Annotated in this window: 15 protein-coding genes, 1 tRNA gene and 2 riboswitches; of the genes, 8 read left to right on the forward strand and 8 right to left on the reverse strand. The window is 63.4% G+C overall.

The window, feature by feature from the left end; translation table 11 throughout:
- Window position 1 precedes the first annotated feature (1 nt).
- Window positions 2-622, reverse strand: coding sequence for an FMN-binding negative transcriptional regulator (locus PXK01_RS06240; protein WP_274859295.1), 621 nt, complete (start codon window positions 620-622; stop codon window positions 2-4).
- Between the two features lie 58 nt (window positions 623-680).
- Window positions 681-940: riboswitch (FMN riboswitch) on the forward strand.
- A gap of 79 nt (window positions 941-1,019) precedes the next feature.
- Between PXK01_RS06240 and PXK01_RS06245 the strand changes: the two genes are divergently transcribed.
- A complete protein-coding gene (locus PXK01_RS06245; RefSeq protein WP_274846928.1) occupies window positions 1,020-1,475 on the forward strand; it encodes a 6,7-dimethyl-8-ribityllumazine synthase in 456 nt (151 codons plus the stop codon).
- A 38-nt stretch (window positions 1,476-1,513) separates the two neighbouring features.
- Here the strand turns inward: PXK01_RS06245 and PXK01_RS06250 are convergent, their stop codons facing one another.
- From PXK01_RS06250 to thiB, 3 genes are read right to left on the reverse strand one after another with little or no spacing between them, the layout of a single operon-like run.
- Window positions 1,514-2,206 (reverse strand): thiamine ABC transporter ATP-binding protein, encoded by a 693-nt coding sequence (locus PXK01_RS06250; protein WP_274859296.1) that lies wholly within the window; start codon window positions 2,204-2,206, stop codon window positions 1,514-1,516.
- Window positions 2,193-3,749, reverse strand: a complete 1,557-nt coding sequence (locus tag PXK01_RS06255; RefSeq protein WP_274859297.1) for a thiamine/thiamine pyrophosphate ABC transporter permease ThiP — start codon at window positions 3,747-3,749, stop codon at window positions 2,193-2,195. Before PXK01_RS06255 ends, PXK01_RS06250 begins: the two co-directional genes overlap by 14 nt.
- Window positions 3,725-4,702 (reverse strand): thiamine ABC transporter substrate binding subunit, encoded by a 978-nt coding sequence (thiB, locus tag PXK01_RS06260; RefSeq protein WP_274859298.1) that lies wholly within the window; start codon window positions 4,700-4,702, stop codon window positions 3,725-3,727. The genes PXK01_RS06255 and thiB overlap by 25 nt, the downstream gene beginning before the upstream one ends.
- A gap of 44 nt (window positions 4,703-4,746) precedes the next feature.
- Window positions 4,747-4,842: riboswitch (TPP riboswitch) on the reverse strand.
- A 159-nt stretch (window positions 4,843-5,001) separates the two neighbouring features.
- Between thiB and aroC the strand changes: the two genes are divergently transcribed.
- Complete coding sequence (aroC, locus tag PXK01_RS06265) at window positions 5,002-6,105, forward strand: chorismate synthase (protein ID WP_274859299.1); 1,104 nt, start codon at window positions 5,002-5,004, stop codon at window positions 6,103-6,105.
- Between the two features lie 13 nt (window positions 6,106-6,118).
- Window positions 6,119-7,063 carry an AEC family transporter gene (locus tag PXK01_RS06270; protein WP_274859301.1) on the forward strand — a complete coding sequence of 315 codons (945 nt, stop codon included), beginning with the start codon at window positions 6,119-6,121 and terminating at the stop codon, window positions 7,061-7,063.
- Window positions 7,064-7,319: 256 nt separating this feature from the next.
- On the opposite strand, the gene PXK01_RS06275 is transcribed toward PXK01_RS06270, so the two are convergent.
- The 3 genes from PXK01_RS06275 to PXK01_RS06285 all read right to left on the reverse strand — a co-directional run bounded on the left by PXK01_RS06275 (window position 7,320) and on the right by PXK01_RS06285 (window position 9,969).
- A complete protein-coding gene (locus PXK01_RS06275; RefSeq protein ID WP_274859302.1) occupies window positions 7,320-8,873 on the reverse strand; it encodes a DUF427 domain-containing protein in 1,554 nt (517 codons plus the stop codon).
- Between the two features lie 129 nt (window positions 8,874-9,002).
- Entirely contained in the window at window positions 9,003-9,704 is a 702-nt protein-coding gene (locus PXK01_RS06280; protein ID WP_274859303.1) for a winged helix-turn-helix domain-containing protein, read from the reverse strand.
- Window positions 9,676-9,969 carry a hypothetical protein gene (locus PXK01_RS06285; RefSeq protein WP_274846936.1) on the reverse strand — a complete coding sequence of 98 codons (294 nt, stop codon included), beginning with the start codon at window positions 9,967-9,969 and terminating at the stop codon, window positions 9,676-9,678. Before PXK01_RS06285 ends, PXK01_RS06280 begins: the two co-directional genes overlap by 29 nt.
- 210 nt (window positions 9,970-10,179) lie before the next feature.
- Between PXK01_RS06285 and PXK01_RS06290 the strand changes: the two genes are divergently transcribed.
- The 5 genes from PXK01_RS06290 to PXK01_RS06310 all read left to right on the forward strand — a co-directional run bounded on the left by PXK01_RS06290 (window position 10,180) and on the right by PXK01_RS06310 (window position 15,939).
- Window positions 10,180-10,680, forward strand: coding sequence for a hypothetical protein (locus PXK01_RS06290; protein ID WP_274859304.1), 501 nt, complete (start codon window positions 10,180-10,182; stop codon window positions 10,678-10,680).
- A gap of 109 nt (window positions 10,681-10,789) precedes the next feature.
- Window positions 10,790-11,407 carry a ribonuclease HII gene (locus PXK01_RS06295; RefSeq protein ID WP_274846938.1) on the forward strand — a complete coding sequence of 206 codons (618 nt, stop codon included), beginning with the start codon at window positions 10,790-10,792 and terminating at the stop codon, window positions 11,405-11,407.
- A 110-nt stretch (window positions 11,408-11,517) separates the two neighbouring features.
- A complete protein-coding gene (locus tag PXK01_RS06300) occupies window positions 11,518-12,621 on the forward strand; it encodes a site-specific DNA-methyltransferase (protein ID WP_274846939.1) in 1,104 nt (367 codons plus the stop codon).
- Between the two features lie 192 nt (window positions 12,622-12,813).
- Window positions 12,814-14,211: an adenylate/guanylate cyclase domain-containing protein gene (locus PXK01_RS06305; protein WP_274859306.1), complete on the forward strand. Its 1,398-nt coding sequence runs from the start codon at window positions 12,814-12,816 to the stop codon at window positions 14,209-14,211.
- A gap of 258 nt (window positions 14,212-14,469) precedes the next feature.
- The gene (locus PXK01_RS06310) at window positions 14,470-15,939 is read left to right on the forward strand and encodes a globin-coupled sensor protein (protein WP_274859307.1); all 1,470 of its coding nucleotides are present in this window, start codon (window positions 14,470-14,472) and stop codon (window positions 15,937-15,939) included.
- Window positions 15,940-16,041: 102 nt separating this feature from the next.
- Here PXK01_RS06310 and PXK01_RS06315 read toward each other — a convergent pair.
- Window positions 16,042-16,118, reverse strand: a tRNA-Arg gene (locus PXK01_RS06315).
- Window positions 16,119-16,266: the final 148 nt, after the last annotated feature.

Below are 16,266 nucleotides of genomic sequence, written 5' to 3' on the forward strand. Positions count from 1 at the left end.
GCTATGGCTCCTTGGCCGCGCGCATCAGGGAGGACAGCTCCTCCAGTTCCGCGCCAAAACCGCCGGAAACAGACCCCGCGGCGCCCAGACGGGCGGTCTCCGGTTTGTTCTGGCTCAGCTTCCAGGTGCCGTCCACGCCGGTAATCTCCAGCCGGACGGGAACGATCATCCGCATCAACCGGTCCAGCGCCGAGGCGTCCATCTTGGCGCTGGTCCAGGGCGGTTTCGGCAAAAGTCGCGCCTCGTAAAAGGCCGATTGCCGGTCCAACAGGTCACGCAGCTCATCGTCGGGGCGCCGCTCCAGCCTGCCGGTCAGGTGGACGGCGATATAGTTCCAGGTCGGCACCTGGTCCTCCAGCCCGTACCAGTCGGGCGAGATATAGCCATCCGGCCCGCTGACGGCGAGGCGCGCGGGCTGCGGAGTGGCCAGCGCTCGCGCAATCGGGTTTGACCGCACCAGGTGCAGATCCGCATATGTGCCATCGTCGCTGAGCAGGAAGGGCACATGGCTGAGCAGGGGCGCTTCATCGGCCGAAATCGCCAGCACGCCAAAGGCGCGCATCCGGGCGAACTGCAAGTTCTGCGCGGTATCGGCATCGTGAAAGATGGGATTGGGGTGCATGTGGGCCTCCTGACGTCGCGAACAGACTTGAATCACCCGGGCGCTCTTGGCAAGTTGCATCCGTTCTCAGGGCGGGGCGGAATTCCCCACCGGCGGTATGCGGGGCATCGACCCCGTAAGCCCGCGAGCGGCTTTTCGGGTCATGCACCCACAGCCAATGGAACGAGGATCGGCTCCGGTAGCTTGGACCAACGCGTCCACAGCCCAAAAAGTGGGAACCGGTTTTCGGATCAAGCTGTGGAGCAGACAGGAAAGTGTCTAGCAGATCTGGTGAGAAGCCAGAGCCGACGGTTACAGTCCGGATGGAAGAGAACGTACGACAGGGCCTGCCAATGCGGCGGGTCTCCTGCCGTTCGTTATCGCCTTGGGTGACGTGTCGAACCTAAAGGAGATACCCATGACACACACCCGATATGCATTCATCAAGGCCAACTGGCATGCCGATATCGTCGATCGCGCGCTGGAGGGGTTTCAGGAATTGATCCCGGCCGATCAGATCGATGTTTTCGATGTGCCCGGCGCGTTTGAGATGCCGCTGATGGCGCAGGAATTGGCAAAGACCGGCCAATATGCCGCTGTGGCCTGTGCTGCCCTTGTGGTGGATGGCGGCATCTACCGGCATGATTTTGTCGCGCAGGCCGTGGTGGACGGGCTGATGCGTGCGGGCATGGACACCGGGGTTCCGGTGCTGTCGGTCTCGCTGACGCCGCATCATTTCCAGGAAACCGATCATCACATGGCGATCTACCGCGATCATTTCGTGCAGAAGGGCCGCGAGGCCGCGCAGGCTGCGCTAATGATCACCAAGACGCGGGAACAGGCAGCGGCGATCTCCGCCGTGAAGGCTGCCTGATAAGTGGTGTGCGCCCGCCATCCTGCGCGGGCGCGTCCCTAACCCAGATAGGCCTTCAAGGCAGGCGGCGGGTTGTCCAGCAGCTCCGCCGTTGGCCGGGGCGGATGAGCCGTGCCCTCGGCGACCAGCACCACCTGATCGGCGATGCGGCGGGCGTCATTTGGGTCATGGCTTACCATCAACAGCGTCGCGCCACTCTCGGCTGCCAGCTCGGCCACGAGATCCAGCATCTCGGCCTTCAAGGCCGGTCCCAGCGCCGCGAAGGGTTCATCCAGCAAAAGGATATCCCGCCCCTGCACCAGCACCCGCGCCAGCGCCACCCGGCTTTGCTGTCCGCCCGACAGCGCCGCGGGCTTGCGCGACTCCATGCCTGCAAGGCCGACGCGCTCCAGCGCCTGCTGCACACGGGCGTGTTCACCGTCGCTGAGCCGCAGGTTCGGATTGAGGCCAAGGCCCACGTTCTGCGCTGCCGTTAGATGGGGAAAGAGGTTGCCGTCCTGAAACAGCATCGCCACCGGGCGCTTGCCGGGCAGATGGTCTGTCAGTTCCACACCCCGCCACAGGACACGGCCAGAAACGAGGGGGAGGAACCCGGCAATCGCCTCGATCAATGTGGATTTCCCGGCACCAGAAGGACCGATCACCGCCACGCGGGCGCCGCGCGGGATCTCCAGATCAGCGGCCAAAGTGAAGGTGCCGTTCTCGATACGGGTGCGATCAAGCTTCAGCATGCCAGCGGCCTCCACGGTCCAGGATCCAGAACGCCCCCATCGACAACAGCAGCAGCAAAAGCGCCGCGCCCGCCGCCGCCTGCATCTGATAGGCGCCCATCAGGCGATAGACCTGCAGGGGCAGGGTGGCGACCTCGGGGTCGGCAAACAGGGCGATGACCCCAAGATCCCCCATCGACAGCGCCGCGGCAAGCCCTGCGGCAAATCCGATCTGCGCCCGCAGGCGCGGCAGCACCACCCGGCGCAGGAAGGGCCAGCCGCGCATATCGAGCGTCAGCGCCAGTTTCCTGTGCCGCTGAACCACGTCACGGCTGGCGGGCACCAGAATGCGCAGCGCGAAAGGCAGTGCCATCACCGCATTGACCAGCGCCGTCACCGGCAGCGCCAGCGCAAAGGGGCTGGCCACGGGATAGATAAGGATGAACAACCCCGTCCCGATCACCAAAGGAGAGGCCGCAAGCCCCAAGAGCCCGGCAATCTCCATCGGCAGGGTGCGTCCCAGCGCTGCCGCCAGCGCCATGGGCAGGGCCAGCGCCAGCAGGATCAGGGTGCTCGCCCCTGCTACAAGGACCGAGGCCAGCGCCGCCTGCCAGACCGAAGCGGGCAATGAAAGCACGCCGGGTAGCCCGGACAAGACGACTGCCAGCAAAGGGAGCAGCAGGAAGAGAGCTGCAAAGACAATCCAGAAGGCATCAAGCCCTCGTGCGACCGCGCTGCGCCCGTCCCAGCGGCGTAAGATCCGGTCAAGGCCGGTGCCGAACCCCTCACCCACCGGCGCGCGCAGGGCCAGCGTTGCCGCCAGCGCGGTCAGCACCAGTTGTAAGCCCGACAGAAGTGCCGCGCGCCCCAGATCGAAATCGAAGCTAAAGGCTTGGAATATCGCCAGCTCGATGGTGGTGGCGCGGGGTCCGCCGCCCAGGGTCAGCGCCACGGCGAAACTCGACAGGCAAATGGCAAAGACCACCGCCAGTGCGCCCGGCACGATCCTAGCCAGCATTGGCGCTTCCAAGAGCTGCCACATAGCGCGCGGGCCTGCATCCAGCTGCGCGGCAAGTCGGAAACGTTCGGCGGGGATCTCTTGCCAGCCCTGCAGGATCAGCCGGGTTGCCAGCGGCAGGTTGAAGAAGACATGCGCCAGCACCACGCCGTGCAGACCATATATGGAGAGCGGCTCAAGCCCGACCAGCGCCAGCGCATCGCTGACCCAACCCGCACGGCCAAAGACAGCCAGAAGACCAAGGATCGCAACGATCACCGGCAGGATGAAGGGCGCGCCGAGAAGCGCGATCAGCACCGAGCGCCCCCTGAACCGCCGCCGCGCCAGCGCACGGGCAACAGGTACCGCCAAGGCAACGCTGAACAGGGCCGAGAGGCTCGCTTGTATCAGGGTGAACCGCACCGCCGACCAGTCGGCGGCACTGAGACCCCGACCGGCCTCGGCCCGCAGGGCGACAGCGGCCAGGGTGCCAAGGATCAGCGCCGCCACAAGGGCAGCGGCGCCATATCCCGCAGCCGGGCTTAACGGCTGAGCGCGCCGCGCCATTCGTCCAGCGCCGCATCACGCACCACCGCAGCCTGATCGGCGGGCAGCAGCAGCGATTTTTCCGGGGTGATCAGCGTTTCAAACCCCTTGGGCAGACCGCCTGCGGGGGTCACCGCCGGATACATCCAGTTGGTGGTGGGGATGATCGACTGGAAGGCATCCGAGACCATGAACTGCAGGAACTGGTCGGCCAGCTCGGGCTGATCACTTGCGGCCAGCTTTCCGGCGACCTCGACCTGCATGTAATGCCCTTCGGCGAAGGCGGCGGCGGCTTTGCTCGCGTCCTCCTCGGCGATCAGGTGATAGGCGGGCGAGGTGGTGTAGGAGAGCACCATGTCGGCCTCGCCCTCAAGGAACATGCCATAGGCCTCGGACCAGCCCTTGGTGACGGTGACGATATTGTCGGCAAGACCGTCCCAGATTGCAGGCGCCTCGTCGCCATAGGCGGCCTTCACCCACATCAGCAGGCCCAGGCCGGGGGTAGAGGAACGCGGGTCCTGGATCACGATCTTGGCGTCGCTGGCGGCCAGTGATTTGAAATCGCCGGGAGCAGCGGCATCCGCATTGTGCACAAAGGCGAAATAGCCCCAGTCATAGGGAACGAAGGTGTCGTCCTCCCATGCGATGGGCAGGTCATAGTCGGCGCTGACGGAATGCGCGGCAAAGAGCCCGCTGTCCCTGGCGGCGGCGGTGAGGTTGGTATCGAGCCCCAGCACAACATCCGCGTCCGAGCGCGCGCCTTCCAGCTTGACCCGCGCCAGAAGGGCCGCGCCATCGCCTGCGCCGACCAGTTTCAGGTCGCAGCCGCAGACCTCTTCAAAGGCGGCCTCAACCGCCGGGCCGGGGCCCCAGTCGGAGACAAAGCTGTCATAGGTGTAAACGGTCAATTCGGGCGTCTCGGCAAATGCCGCCGATGCGCCCAGCAGTCCCGCTGCAAAAACAGAATACTTCATGGCATCCTCCTTTGCGGCGACGGGCAAGGGTGGAGCCTTCTGAGGGGTCTATCCATAACCTTCCCTCCGCCGGTGTTAGCCGGTTCAGGTTCAACGGGTGTGATCTCAGCGTCTTTTGCGACGCACCCCGAGGTGAGGCGCACCCTAAGTCCCGAAGTCAGAGAAGACAAGAAAGGACGGGATGTTTCGCGTGCGAAACAGGTGACCGGGACCTTGCCGCGCCGTGCGCTGCGACTGCAATTGCACTTGAGCCATGCCCGCCCCGCCGCTAAGCACGTTTCGCAAAGGAGACCGCCCCCATGTCGATGAACAGCTTTGGCCATCTTTTCCGCGTCACCACCTGGGGTGAAAGCCACGGTCCCGCGCTGGGCGCCACCGTCGATGGCTGCCCGCCGAACGTGCCGATTGAACCGGAGATGCTGCAGCAGTGGCTCGACAAGCGGCGCCCCGGTCAGAACAAGAACATGACCCAGCGCAACGAACCCGATGCGGTCAAGATCCTGTCGGGCGTCTTCGAAGGCAAATCCACCGGCACGCCGATCCAGCTGATGATCGAGAATACCGACCAGCGGTCCAAGGATTACGGCGATATCGCCCAGACCTTCCGCCCCGGTCATGCGGATATCACCTACTACCAGAAATACGGCAACCGCGACTATCGCGGCGGCGGGCGCTCCTCGGCACGGGAAACGGCGGCGCGGGTTGCGGCGGGCGGCGTTGCGCGCGAGGCGATCAAGACGCTGGTGCCGGGTCTTGAGATCAAGGGCTACATGGTCGCCATGGGCGAGATGGAGATCGACCGGGAGCGGTTCGATTGGGACGCCATCGATCAGAACGACTTCTGGATCCCCGATGCAGGCGCGGTTCAGGATTGGGAAGACTACCTGCAGGCCCTGCGCAAGGCGCATGATTCCGTCGGCGCCGTGGTCGAGGTCGTGGCCCGCGGCGTGCCCGCCGGAATCGGCGCGCCGGTCTATGGCAAGCTCGATACCGATCTGGCGGCGGCGATGATGTCGATCAACGCCGTGAAGGGCGTGGAGATCGGCGAGGGCATGAATGCTGCGCGCCTGAAAGGATCGGAAAACGCCGATGAGATCTTCATGGGCAATGACGGCCAGCCGGTCTACTCCAGCAACCACGCGGGCGGCATCCTGGGCGGGATTTCCACCGGTCAGGATGTGGTGGTGCGCTTTGCGGTCAAGCCGACCTCCTCGATCCTGACGCCGCGCCAGTCGATCCGCAAGGACGGCACCCCGGCGGAGGTGATCACCAAGGGCCGCCATGATCCTTGCGTCGGCATTCGCGCCGTGCCGGTGGCCGAGGCGATGATGGCCTGCGTGATCCTCGATCACCTGCTGCTGCATCGCGGCCAGATCGGCGAGAACCAGGGGCGGATCGGCTAGGGGGAGCGGGCCGATGGGCGCGATCCTTGCCATCACATTCCCGATCTATGCGGCGCTGGGCCTTGGCTATCTCATCGTCTGGAAGGGCTGGTTCAGCCCTGAGGACATGCGCCGGTTTGGCGCTTATGTGCTGAATATCGCGCTGCCTGCGCTGATCTTTTCCGCCGTTGCGGCGCGCAATCCGGCAGAGGTGTTCCAGCCCGGCTATGTGCTGATCTACGCGCTGGGTGGGATTGCCACCATTGTGGTGGCCTATCTGCTGTTCACCCTTCGCGGCGTCGATCCGCGCCGCCGGGCGCTGGGGGTGATGGGGTCGACCTGCCCCAACAATGGCTTTGTCGGCTATCCGATCATGCTGCTGACCTTCCCGGATCTGGCCGGGGTGATCCTGGCGCTGAACCTCTTGGTCGAGAACCTGATCCTGATCCCCACCTGCCTGTTGCTGATGGAGCTTGCGGGAAGCGCGCCGGGTCAGCCGCGGCTGCCGAGGCTGCGGGGGATCCTTTGGAACATGGCGAAGATGCCGATGCTGATCGCGCTGGCGCTGGGCATCGTGGTCTCGCTTTCTGGCCTGTCGCTGCCGGGTCCGGTCTTGCGGTTCGTGGATATGCTGGCGGCCTCGGCCGGGGCCTTGTCGTTGGTGGTGATTGGTGGCTCACTGGTGGGGCTGCCGATGCATGGCAACCGCAGCCTTGCCGCACAGATCGCGGCGAGCAAGCTGCTGTTGCATCCCGTCCTGGTGGCGGGGGTGGCGGCCTTGCTGCTGGGGGCGGGGCTGGTGACGCTGCAGCCCGAGTTGCACAGCGCGGTGATCCTCTCGGCGGCGATGCCGATGTTCGGGATCTACACGGTGCTGGCCCAGCGACAGGGGCTGGAGGGGGCTGCAAGCCTTGCCATGCTGACCGCCACGAGCCTGGCCTTTGTGACCTTGACCGTTCTTCTGTGGCTGCTGGTCTGACTTGATTTTGTGCCATGACCGAGTGCTCCCGCGCCCGCAGAGGCCCGACGTTGCCGGACCCCTTTCGTGCGGCCTTGGGCCGGGCGCTGCCCTTCGGGCAGCGGGGAAGGATCTGCTGAGAGGTCCATTGAGGGGCAAATATGCCCTCAATGGACCCTTTCGAGGGTCATGCCCTCTGGCGAAGCCTCAAGGGTGAACCGCGCTGTCGCGCGGCCGCGAGGCGGCCCTTGACCCCTCTCCAGAGCACGGAACCGGATCAGGCGGTCGGGATGGCGTAGCAATTCACCGGGCGGGATACATTGTGCAGCTCGACCTCTCCCAGCGGGATGGCGGTGGAGGGATCCTTCAGCACATCGGCGCTGACCACGATCTGGTGGCCAAGCGATTTGCCGTAGTCCCCGAGCCTTGCTGCCACATTGGCGGCCTGGCCGATCACGGTGAAATCGAGCCGTTCCTGCGAGCCGACATTGCCATAGGTGACCGATCCATAGGCCAGCCCGGTGGAGCAGTGCAGCGCCTCCAGGCCGGTTTCGGCTGCAAGATCCGGCAGGGCATCGACGATGGCGCGGGCCGATTTCAAGGCCTGGTTGCGGGCGCGGAAGCTTTTCTGCGGATCGGCGGGAAACACCGCCAGCACCGCGTCGCCGATGAATTTCAGCACCTCGCCGCCATTGTCGTGGACAATGGTCGAGGCGCGTTCAAAGAAGCCGTTCAACAGCTGGATATAGGCGCGCCGCCCCAGATCCTCTTCCAGCCGGGTGGAATTGCGCAGGTCGCAGAACATGATGGCGGCGTCGATCTCGTCGCCGTCGCCGCGGCGGATCTCGCCGCCCAGAACCCGCGCACCGGAGCGTTTGCCCACATAGGTTTCCAGCAGGGATTGCGCGTTCTCGCGCTGCATGAAGACCTCGTAATAGCGGGCGATCACGGCGGAGCATTCGAAGATCAGGCCGAGATTGGCGGTGGTGAAGCCATCCGGGTGATCGCTGGCGACGGTGATCACGTTGATGCGCCCGTCGGAGAAGGGCAGCGGCATGGCGACGTAATCGGTGGCGCCTGCCTCGCGCAGGTCCTGAAGGATCGGGAAGGCATCATCCGGCAGATCGCGGTGCAGCCGGTGGCGCACACCCCCCAAGCCTTGGGAGACATGGCGCAGGGGGCTGCTCTGATACTCGGGCGAGTTGAGGATGTCATAGCTGGGGGTCATGACCGTGATCTCGTCCGTGCCCTGTTTCCAGACATAGTTCTTGCCCGCGATCATCGGATGCAGCGACCAGGAGAGCACCGACAGGCGGGTCAGATGCACGCCCTGTTCGCGCAGTTTCTCGGCCAGGGCCTTGGTAAATCCCTCGGGGGTGGGCAGCATGGCCGCCTCGCGCAGGAGCCAGTCGATCAGCGGCCCGGAGATATTGCCATGGGCGGGCGGCGTCAGCTCGTTGTCGCCCAGATCGATATGGGTGTTCTGATCGCAGACAAAGCCCACATGGCCCGCGATCCCCGAGGCTTCGGGGAGGGTCTGCTCGTAGATCCAGACGGCGTTGTCGATGCGCTCTTCCTGCAGTTTCAGGTCGTGGTAGCAGGCGGTGCCCTTGAAGGGGCAGAAGGTTTGGCGGCCGACCCGATCAGACAGCGGCACGAGGATATCTTCGCGCGGGAAATAGACCGTGGGCGGCATGCGGGTTTCATACATGACCTTGGCGGCCTGGCTTTCGGCCAGAAGGATACCGTTTCGATAGACACGAACCGGACCGCTGAGCGGCTCGACAAGGATGCCATAGCCTCCGGCGGGTGGCGCAACATGAACGTTCATCGGACAGGAACCTGTTTTGGACGGTATGCCGCTATATGGAGCTGCCACCGCCCGGTTTCCAGAGAATGTCACAGTCGCTCTCGCACAGGTGATGTGCAGAGGCTGCGCCGATCTGTTGGGTCGGCACGGTCAGATCATGCGGATGACGTCCTTGCGGATGGCCAGCACATAGCCGCGTTTGGCGATGTTCTTGACCAGTAGCTCGCTCACCATCTGGTTGCCCAGGGTATCGCGCAGGCGCTTGATCCGTGTGGCGCCCGCGGCCTCGTCGCAATCGCTGCTGTGACGGCCCGAGATCACCGCTTCGATCTCGGCACCCGAAAGGACATCATCATCCATGCGCGCCTCAGCCAGGGCCGAGAGGGTTTCCATCGCGGCGGGGGTCAGCTTGAAGCCCATGCTGTTGAGGTAGACGGTGTTCTCTTCCCGGCTGATCAGCAACTCGCTGACCTGGATGCCCGACCGTTCGATCTGGGCCATGCGCCGGTTCAGCATCATCAGCATGGTCAGCACCACCAGGGCGGCAATCAGCATGGCGGTGGCAAAGACCAGCAGCACGAAGATCACCATGCGGTAGCTGGCCAGCGTGTCGGCAAAGGCGGTGCCGGACTGGGCGAGGATTTCCAGCAGCTTGATCTCGGCCTGGCTGGTCAGGTCGTTTTCGACAAAGACCCGCTCGACCCGGGCATTGAAGGCATTGGCATCCGGCAGGGTCAGCAACAGCCATGTGCCCGCGAAAACCAGCATGGCGACGATGGCGCCGATGCCCAGGGTGATCACCCGCCCACCGGCGGCGCGCATCTCAGAAACGGAGGAAGTAGGTGCCCGCATTGGCCTTCCTCTGTTGCAGGCCGTCGGGGCCGAAGACCGAGATCACATTCAAGAGCGTCCAGCCCGTGGGCGCAAGGCGGGCGGCGATTTCCTGGCGTGCGGCGCCTTTCTTGCAGGGGCCCGAGATCTGGATGACGCCATAGTGCAGTTTCAGCGGGTTGTCCTGCTTGGCCTTGTAATCGGCGTAGCAGTCTGCCGCGCGGGCCTGTGCAGCGCCCGACAAAAGCGCCAGAGCCAGGACGGGGATGAGGAGGAGCTGTTTCATGCGCCAACCCTGCGCGCGATTGCGGTGATATTCAATAACAACAGCGCTTTGCAGGGGCTGATATTCGATATCAGGCTGCCGTTATTGCCTGTCCGGCCGGGGCAGGGGGAGGGTCATCTCATCGGCCCGGAGATCTTGTCCGGCGTCCTCACCCGTATCCCCCGGCGTCTGTCAAACCGTGACGGTTGCCCCTTATCGAAAGGTCCTGATATGTCCCTGATCGCTTTTCCCCGGAACCAGCACCGCAAGTTCATTGCCCTGATCCTGTCGCTCTCCCTTGCCCTGACCGGGGTTTCCGCTGCGCCCGCCCGCGCCGACGAGGATGTGGCAAAGTTCATCGCGGGCATGGCCCTGCTCGGCATCCTGGGGGCGGCGATCAACGATGCGCGCCACGACAATCAGCACGGGCATGTGGTGCCTCCTCCGCAGCATCCCCCGCATCACCCGCGCCCGCATCCTCCTACGGTGCATCCCCGTCCGCTGCCGCCGCATGTGGCAAGATACGACCTGCCCGCGCAATGCGTACGCTACTTCCCGCGCTACAGCAAAAGCCACACCCTGGTCGGGCAGACCTGCCTTCAGCGCCACTACAGATTCGAGAGCAGCCTGCCGCAGGCCTGCCGGGTGACCTTCTGGAATGGGCAGGTGCACCGCAGCGGCTACAAGCCCAGCTGCCTGCAAAACCGGGGCTACCGCATCGTGCGAAAGTGATATTTGCGCAACATCGCGCTGTGATATCAGAGGGGCCTCGGCCCCTCTTTTCCTGTCTGGGTCGGCGCAAGCGCTTGCAAACCGGCGCCGGTTTCGCTCTGACAGGGGCATGGATATGCCTGACTACAGCTTGGAGACTGCCGCCCGCGATCGGGGGCATATACGCATTGCCGGTGTGGATGAGGTGGGCCGCGGTCCGCTGGCCGGGCCGGTGACGGCGGCGGCGGTGATCCTGGATCCCGCGAACATCCCCGAGGGGCTCAACGATTCGAAAAAACTGAGCGCCAGGAAGCGCGATGCGGTGGAGCAGGCGATCCTGCAGGGGGCGACGGTCTCCATCGCCCATGCCACGGTGAAAGAGATTGATTCCCATAACATTTTGCGGGCTTCCCATATCGCCATGGAGCGCGCTGTGGCGGCCCTGGATCCGCAGCCGGATTACCTGCTGATCGATGGCAACCTGATCCCGAAGGGGCTGGCCCTGCCCGCCGAAGCGGTGGTCAAGGGCGACGGCAAATCCCTGTCGATCGCGGCGGCTTCGATCGTGGCGAAACAGGCGCGCGATCGGATCATGGTGGATTTGGCGCAACAGTTTCCAGGATATGGATGGGAGAAAAACGCAGGCTACCCGTCGAAACAGCACCGTGAAGCGCTGGTGGAATTGGGCGTCACCCCACATCATCGGCGTTCCTTCAAGCCGGTCCACAAGATATTGTATCAAGAGTGAACCGTAGCCCGCTGTTCTAAAAAACAAATTGACCTCGAATCCGGGATGACTCATCCTGTGGATAACCAAAATGAGCGCAAAAATGCGCCGTGGTTATTGAGGCAGAGCAAATGAACAAAACCATGACGAAGGGCGCCGCGGCGCTCCCTCTAAACGCGATTCTTGGTGGCAATTGCATCGAGGTCATGGCCGGGCTTCCGGCAAATTCCGTCGATCTGGTCTTCGCGGATCCCCCCTATAACCTGCAGCTGAAAGGCCAGCTTCACCGGCCCGATAACAGCAAGGTCGATGCGGTCGACGATCACTGGGATCAATTCGACAGCTTCCGCGCCTATGACGATTTCACCCGCGCCTGGCTGCGCGAGGCACGCCGGATCCTGAAACCCAATGGTGCGATCTGGGTGATCGGCTCCTACCATAATATCTTCCGGGTCGGTGCGGCGATGCAGGACGCAGGCTACTGGCTGCTGAACGACGTGATCTGGCGCAAGTCGAACCCGATGCCGAACTTCCGTGGCAAACGCTACACCAACGCCCATGAGACGATGATCTGGGCGTCGAAGTCCGAAGGCGGCAAATACACCTTCAACTACGAGGCGCTGAAGGCGCTGAACGAAGGCATCCAGATGCGCAGCGACTGGGTGCTGCCGATCTGCACCGGGCATGAGCGCATTAAGGACGACAATGGCGACAAGGCGCATCCGACGCAGAAACCGGAATCGCTGCTGCACCGGATCCTGATCGGTTCGACCAATCCCGGCGATGTGGTGCTGGATCCCTTCTTCGGCACCGGCACCACCGGCGCCGTGGCCAAGATGCTGGGCCGAGAATTCATCGGGATCGAGCAGGAAGAGGCCTACCGCGAGGTGGCCGCCAAGCGCATCAAGGCAGTGCGCAAGTTCGACCGCGAGGCGCTGCAGGTTTCCGCCAGCAAGCGTGCCGAACCGCGTGTGCCCTTTGGTCAGCTGGTGGAACGCGGCATGCTGCGCCCCGGCGAGGAACTGTTTTCCATGAACCAGCGCCACAAGGCCAAGGTGCGGGCCGATGGCACGCTGATCGGCGACAACATCAAGGGATCGATCCATCAGGTTGGCGCGCATCTGGAAAACGCGCCCTCCTGTAACGGCTGGACCTACTGGTGCTTCCGCCGCGATGGAAAAACGGTGCCGATCGACGTTCTGCGCCAGCAGATCCGTGCGGAAATGCAGAACTGATCCGCCAACAGATCCTCTGACAATATCCAAAAGAACACCGCTGGTGCCTGCGCCCCGACCTTTCGGTCCGGGGCCGGGCACCTCACCTTGCCCCGCCGTTCAGGCGGGGTCTTTTTGTTTCAAACCGGCGGATAGGGGGTGCGCCGGGCCGGGGCGATGCCTATTGTTGGAGCGGGAACGAAGGAACGAGAAATGGCGGATACGGCTCTGAGCAGCGTGCAGGAGGCGCCCGAACGCGAAACCGATCGGGCGGCGGACCCGATCGGAGACAGTCAATATGCGGCAGCAGCCCTGGAAGCGCACAAGCGCGAAGGGCTGGAGCTTGCGGTGCGGGCGCGCTGGATCGCGATGGCGGTGATCTCGATCTTCCTGGTCGCCGTCAACCCGGCCTGGGACGTGCTCTATTATCACGCCATCCTTCTGATTCTCTGTCTCAACGGCTGGCTGATCCAGCGGTTCGGGCAGGTGGGCCGCTCCCGCGCCGAATTGATGCTGATCTTCCTCGATCTTCTGGTGATGACCGTGGGGATCGTCGCGCCGCATCCGTTCAGCCCGGAGGATCTGCCGGTCGCAATGCAGTACCGGTTCGACAACTTCCTCTATTTCTTTGTGATCCTGGCGGGGGGCACATTGGCGTTTTCCTGGCGCACGGTGATCGCCATCGGGGTCTGGACCAGCGCGATGTGGGCGGCGGCGCTGGGGCTGGCCTGGTGGTATGCGACCCCTTACCCCGAGCTGACCGACGCTACCCAGGCGGCCTTTGGCCCCGGAACCGAGCTTGCGGCGGCCATGGACCCCAACAATTTCGCCTTTCCACTGCGCATTCAGGAGATCTTCGTCTTCCTCCTGGTGGCGGTGACGCTGGGCGTGTCCTCGCGCCGGTTCAGCAGGCTGTTGATGGACAACGCCGGGCTGGAACGGGAGCGCGCGAACCTGTCACGCTATTTCTCCCCCAATGTGGTGGATCAGCTGTCGCAGAACGACGACCCGCTGAAACAGGTGCGCAGCCAGGACGTGGGCGTCTTGTTCATCGACATCGTCGGCTTCACGCGGATGAGCGCGGGTCAGGATCCGCATCAGGTGATCGAGCTATTGCGCGATTTCCATGGCCGCATGGAGCGCGAGGTGTTTCGGTACCGGGGCACGCTGGACAAGTACCTGGGCGACGGGCTGATGGCGACCTTTGGAACCCCGATGGCGGGACCCCATGATGCCACCGATACACTGGCCTGTGCGCGGGCGATGCAGGATGCCCTGTCCAAGTGGAACCGGGATCGCCGCCGCCGGGGTGAGCCGGAAATCTGCGCCGGGATCGGCATCCACTTTGGAGAGACGGTGCTGGGCGACATCGGTGCCAATCGGTTGGAGTATGCGGTGATCGGAACTGCCGTCAACGTGGCTGCGCGGTTGGAAGAGATGACGCGCAGCCTGCAGGCTCAGATCGTGATGAGCGGCGAACTGCGTGGCCAGGTGATGGCCGAAAATGCCGCTTTGGATCTGTTGGACGGGTTCTCCTGTCACGAAGCGCAGGATATTCGCGGTCTGGATCAGACCATGCAGGTCTGGAGCCTGCCAGCGAATCCCGGATAGCGGGCCCATCAGGGATTTGCGGTTTTCGGGCGCCATGCGCGCGTATCAATCTGAGGGTTCGCCTGATTTTTCAGGTGCAACCCTGAGGTGCGGCCTTGTGGGCGATCGGCAGGGGTATTCATTTAATGGTGAATTATTTTGCTGAAAAAATAGGTGTTTACCCAGGAAAATCCATGCATCCAAATTATCATTTTAAGACCTTGTAAAAGGCTGGCTGGCACAAGGGCAGGAAGTCTTACCAATAAACAGGGGCATGCCATGTCATCTGCCGATCATCAAAGCTTTTATCAGTGGTTTGGTTTGGATTCCGACTGCAAGGCGCTCGTTGCCGAGACAGGGAAACTGCTCATGCCGCATATGGACAGGGTGCTGGATCGGTTCTATGCGCGCGTGCTTGAGCGCGAGGAAACGCGCCGGTTCTTCCCCGATGACAAGGCCGTCTCTCATGCCAAGGCGGCGCAAAAGGCCCATTGGGCGCGGCTGTTCTCAGGGCAATTCGATCAGGGATATTTCGATTCTGCGGCGCGGGTTGGCCGGGTCCATTACGAACTGCGCCTGCCCTTCATCCAGTATCTAGGCGGCTATTCCTCGGCCGGTGCGGATATGTTCGATGTCCTGGTCAGCCGACGTCTGACGAGCCGGGCCAAGCTGTCGCGGCAGGTGCAGCTGCTCAACCGTCTGATGATGGCGGACTGCGAGCGGGTGATTGCCTCCTACTTCGAGGCACAGCATGCTGAACACACGAAGGCGCTGGATGTTCTGACAGGGGGCATTGAGGAGCTGGAAAAGGGCAACCTCTCCAAACCCATCCAGAAAGAAGACGGCATTCCGCCCCGTTTCGACGGCATCCGCAAATCCTACAACAACCTGATCTCCCATTGGTCGGGGATCATTGCCGATGCCACCACGCGGGCGCATTCGGTGGATGAAAAGGTGTCCTCCACGGCTGAAATGACCAAGGAAATGGCCGAACGCGCCGAACAGCAGGCTGCGGCTCTGGAAGAGGCGGTCGCCGTGGTCAGCTACGTGACGGCGGGCACCAAGGATGTCACGCTCATGGTGGAACGGGCCTCAAACCGCTCCGAGGTCAATCGCAACGATGCCGAACAGGGTGGCCTGGTGGTGCAGCAGGCCATCGAGGCGGTGGCCCGGATCGAGGAATCCTCGGAAAAGATCGCCAAGATCGTCGATGTGATCGACGATATCAGCTTCCAGACCAATCTTCTGGCCCTGAACGCAGGGGTCGAGGCCGCCCGTGCCGGCGAAGCGGGACGCGGCTTTGCCGTGGTGGCCTCCGAGGTGCGCTCGCTGGCGGCCCGTGCCTCGGATTCGGCGACCGAGATCAAGGCGCTGATCGCCGAAAGCTCCTTGCAAGTCCAGCAGGGCAGCGACCTGGTGCGCGCCACCGGATCAAGCCTGGAAGGCATTCGCGACGGGGTTGTCGATGTCTCCAAGGTGATGACGGAAATCGCCTCGCATATCTCCAGCCAGGCGCGCAGCCTGGAGGAGATCGACGGCAATATGACCGAACTGGGCGAAACCACGCTGGACAATGCGACCCGCGCGTCGCTGGTGCATCAGACCTCCATCAAGCTGACCGAAGATTCCGCCAAGCTGAAAACCAGTATGGATGGCTTCAACACCTCGGTCGCGGGCCACGAACGGGAGCTTGACCGCGACTACGAGGCACATATGGCCGCAGGCAACGACGATGCCCGCGTCGCATAGGGCCACAATAGAGTGAGCTGAAAAAACACAGACAGTCCGGGCACTTGCCTGGGCTGACATGCGTTGAACTGTCGGCATCCACGCGTGGCGGAGCGGGATATCTGGTGACCCCGGCAGGATTCGAACCTGCAACCTGCCCCTTAGGAGGGGGCTGCTCTATCCAGTTGAGCCACGGGGCCACGCGTGTTTACGCGATAGCAAATCGGATCTGTCATCACAATGGGGCGCGGTCCGGTCGGATCGGTTTTGATCTTTGGGCTAGGCTGCGCCTCTTGCATGCTCTTCCCATTGTGCAGCCCGCGCTGTCTGCGCTAACATCAGGCAACC

The sequence above is a fragment of the Phaeobacter sp. PT47_59 genome (genome assembly GCF_028890025.1).
Lineage (GTDB): Bacteria > Pseudomonadota > Alphaproteobacteria > Rhodobacterales > Rhodobacteraceae > Phycobacter.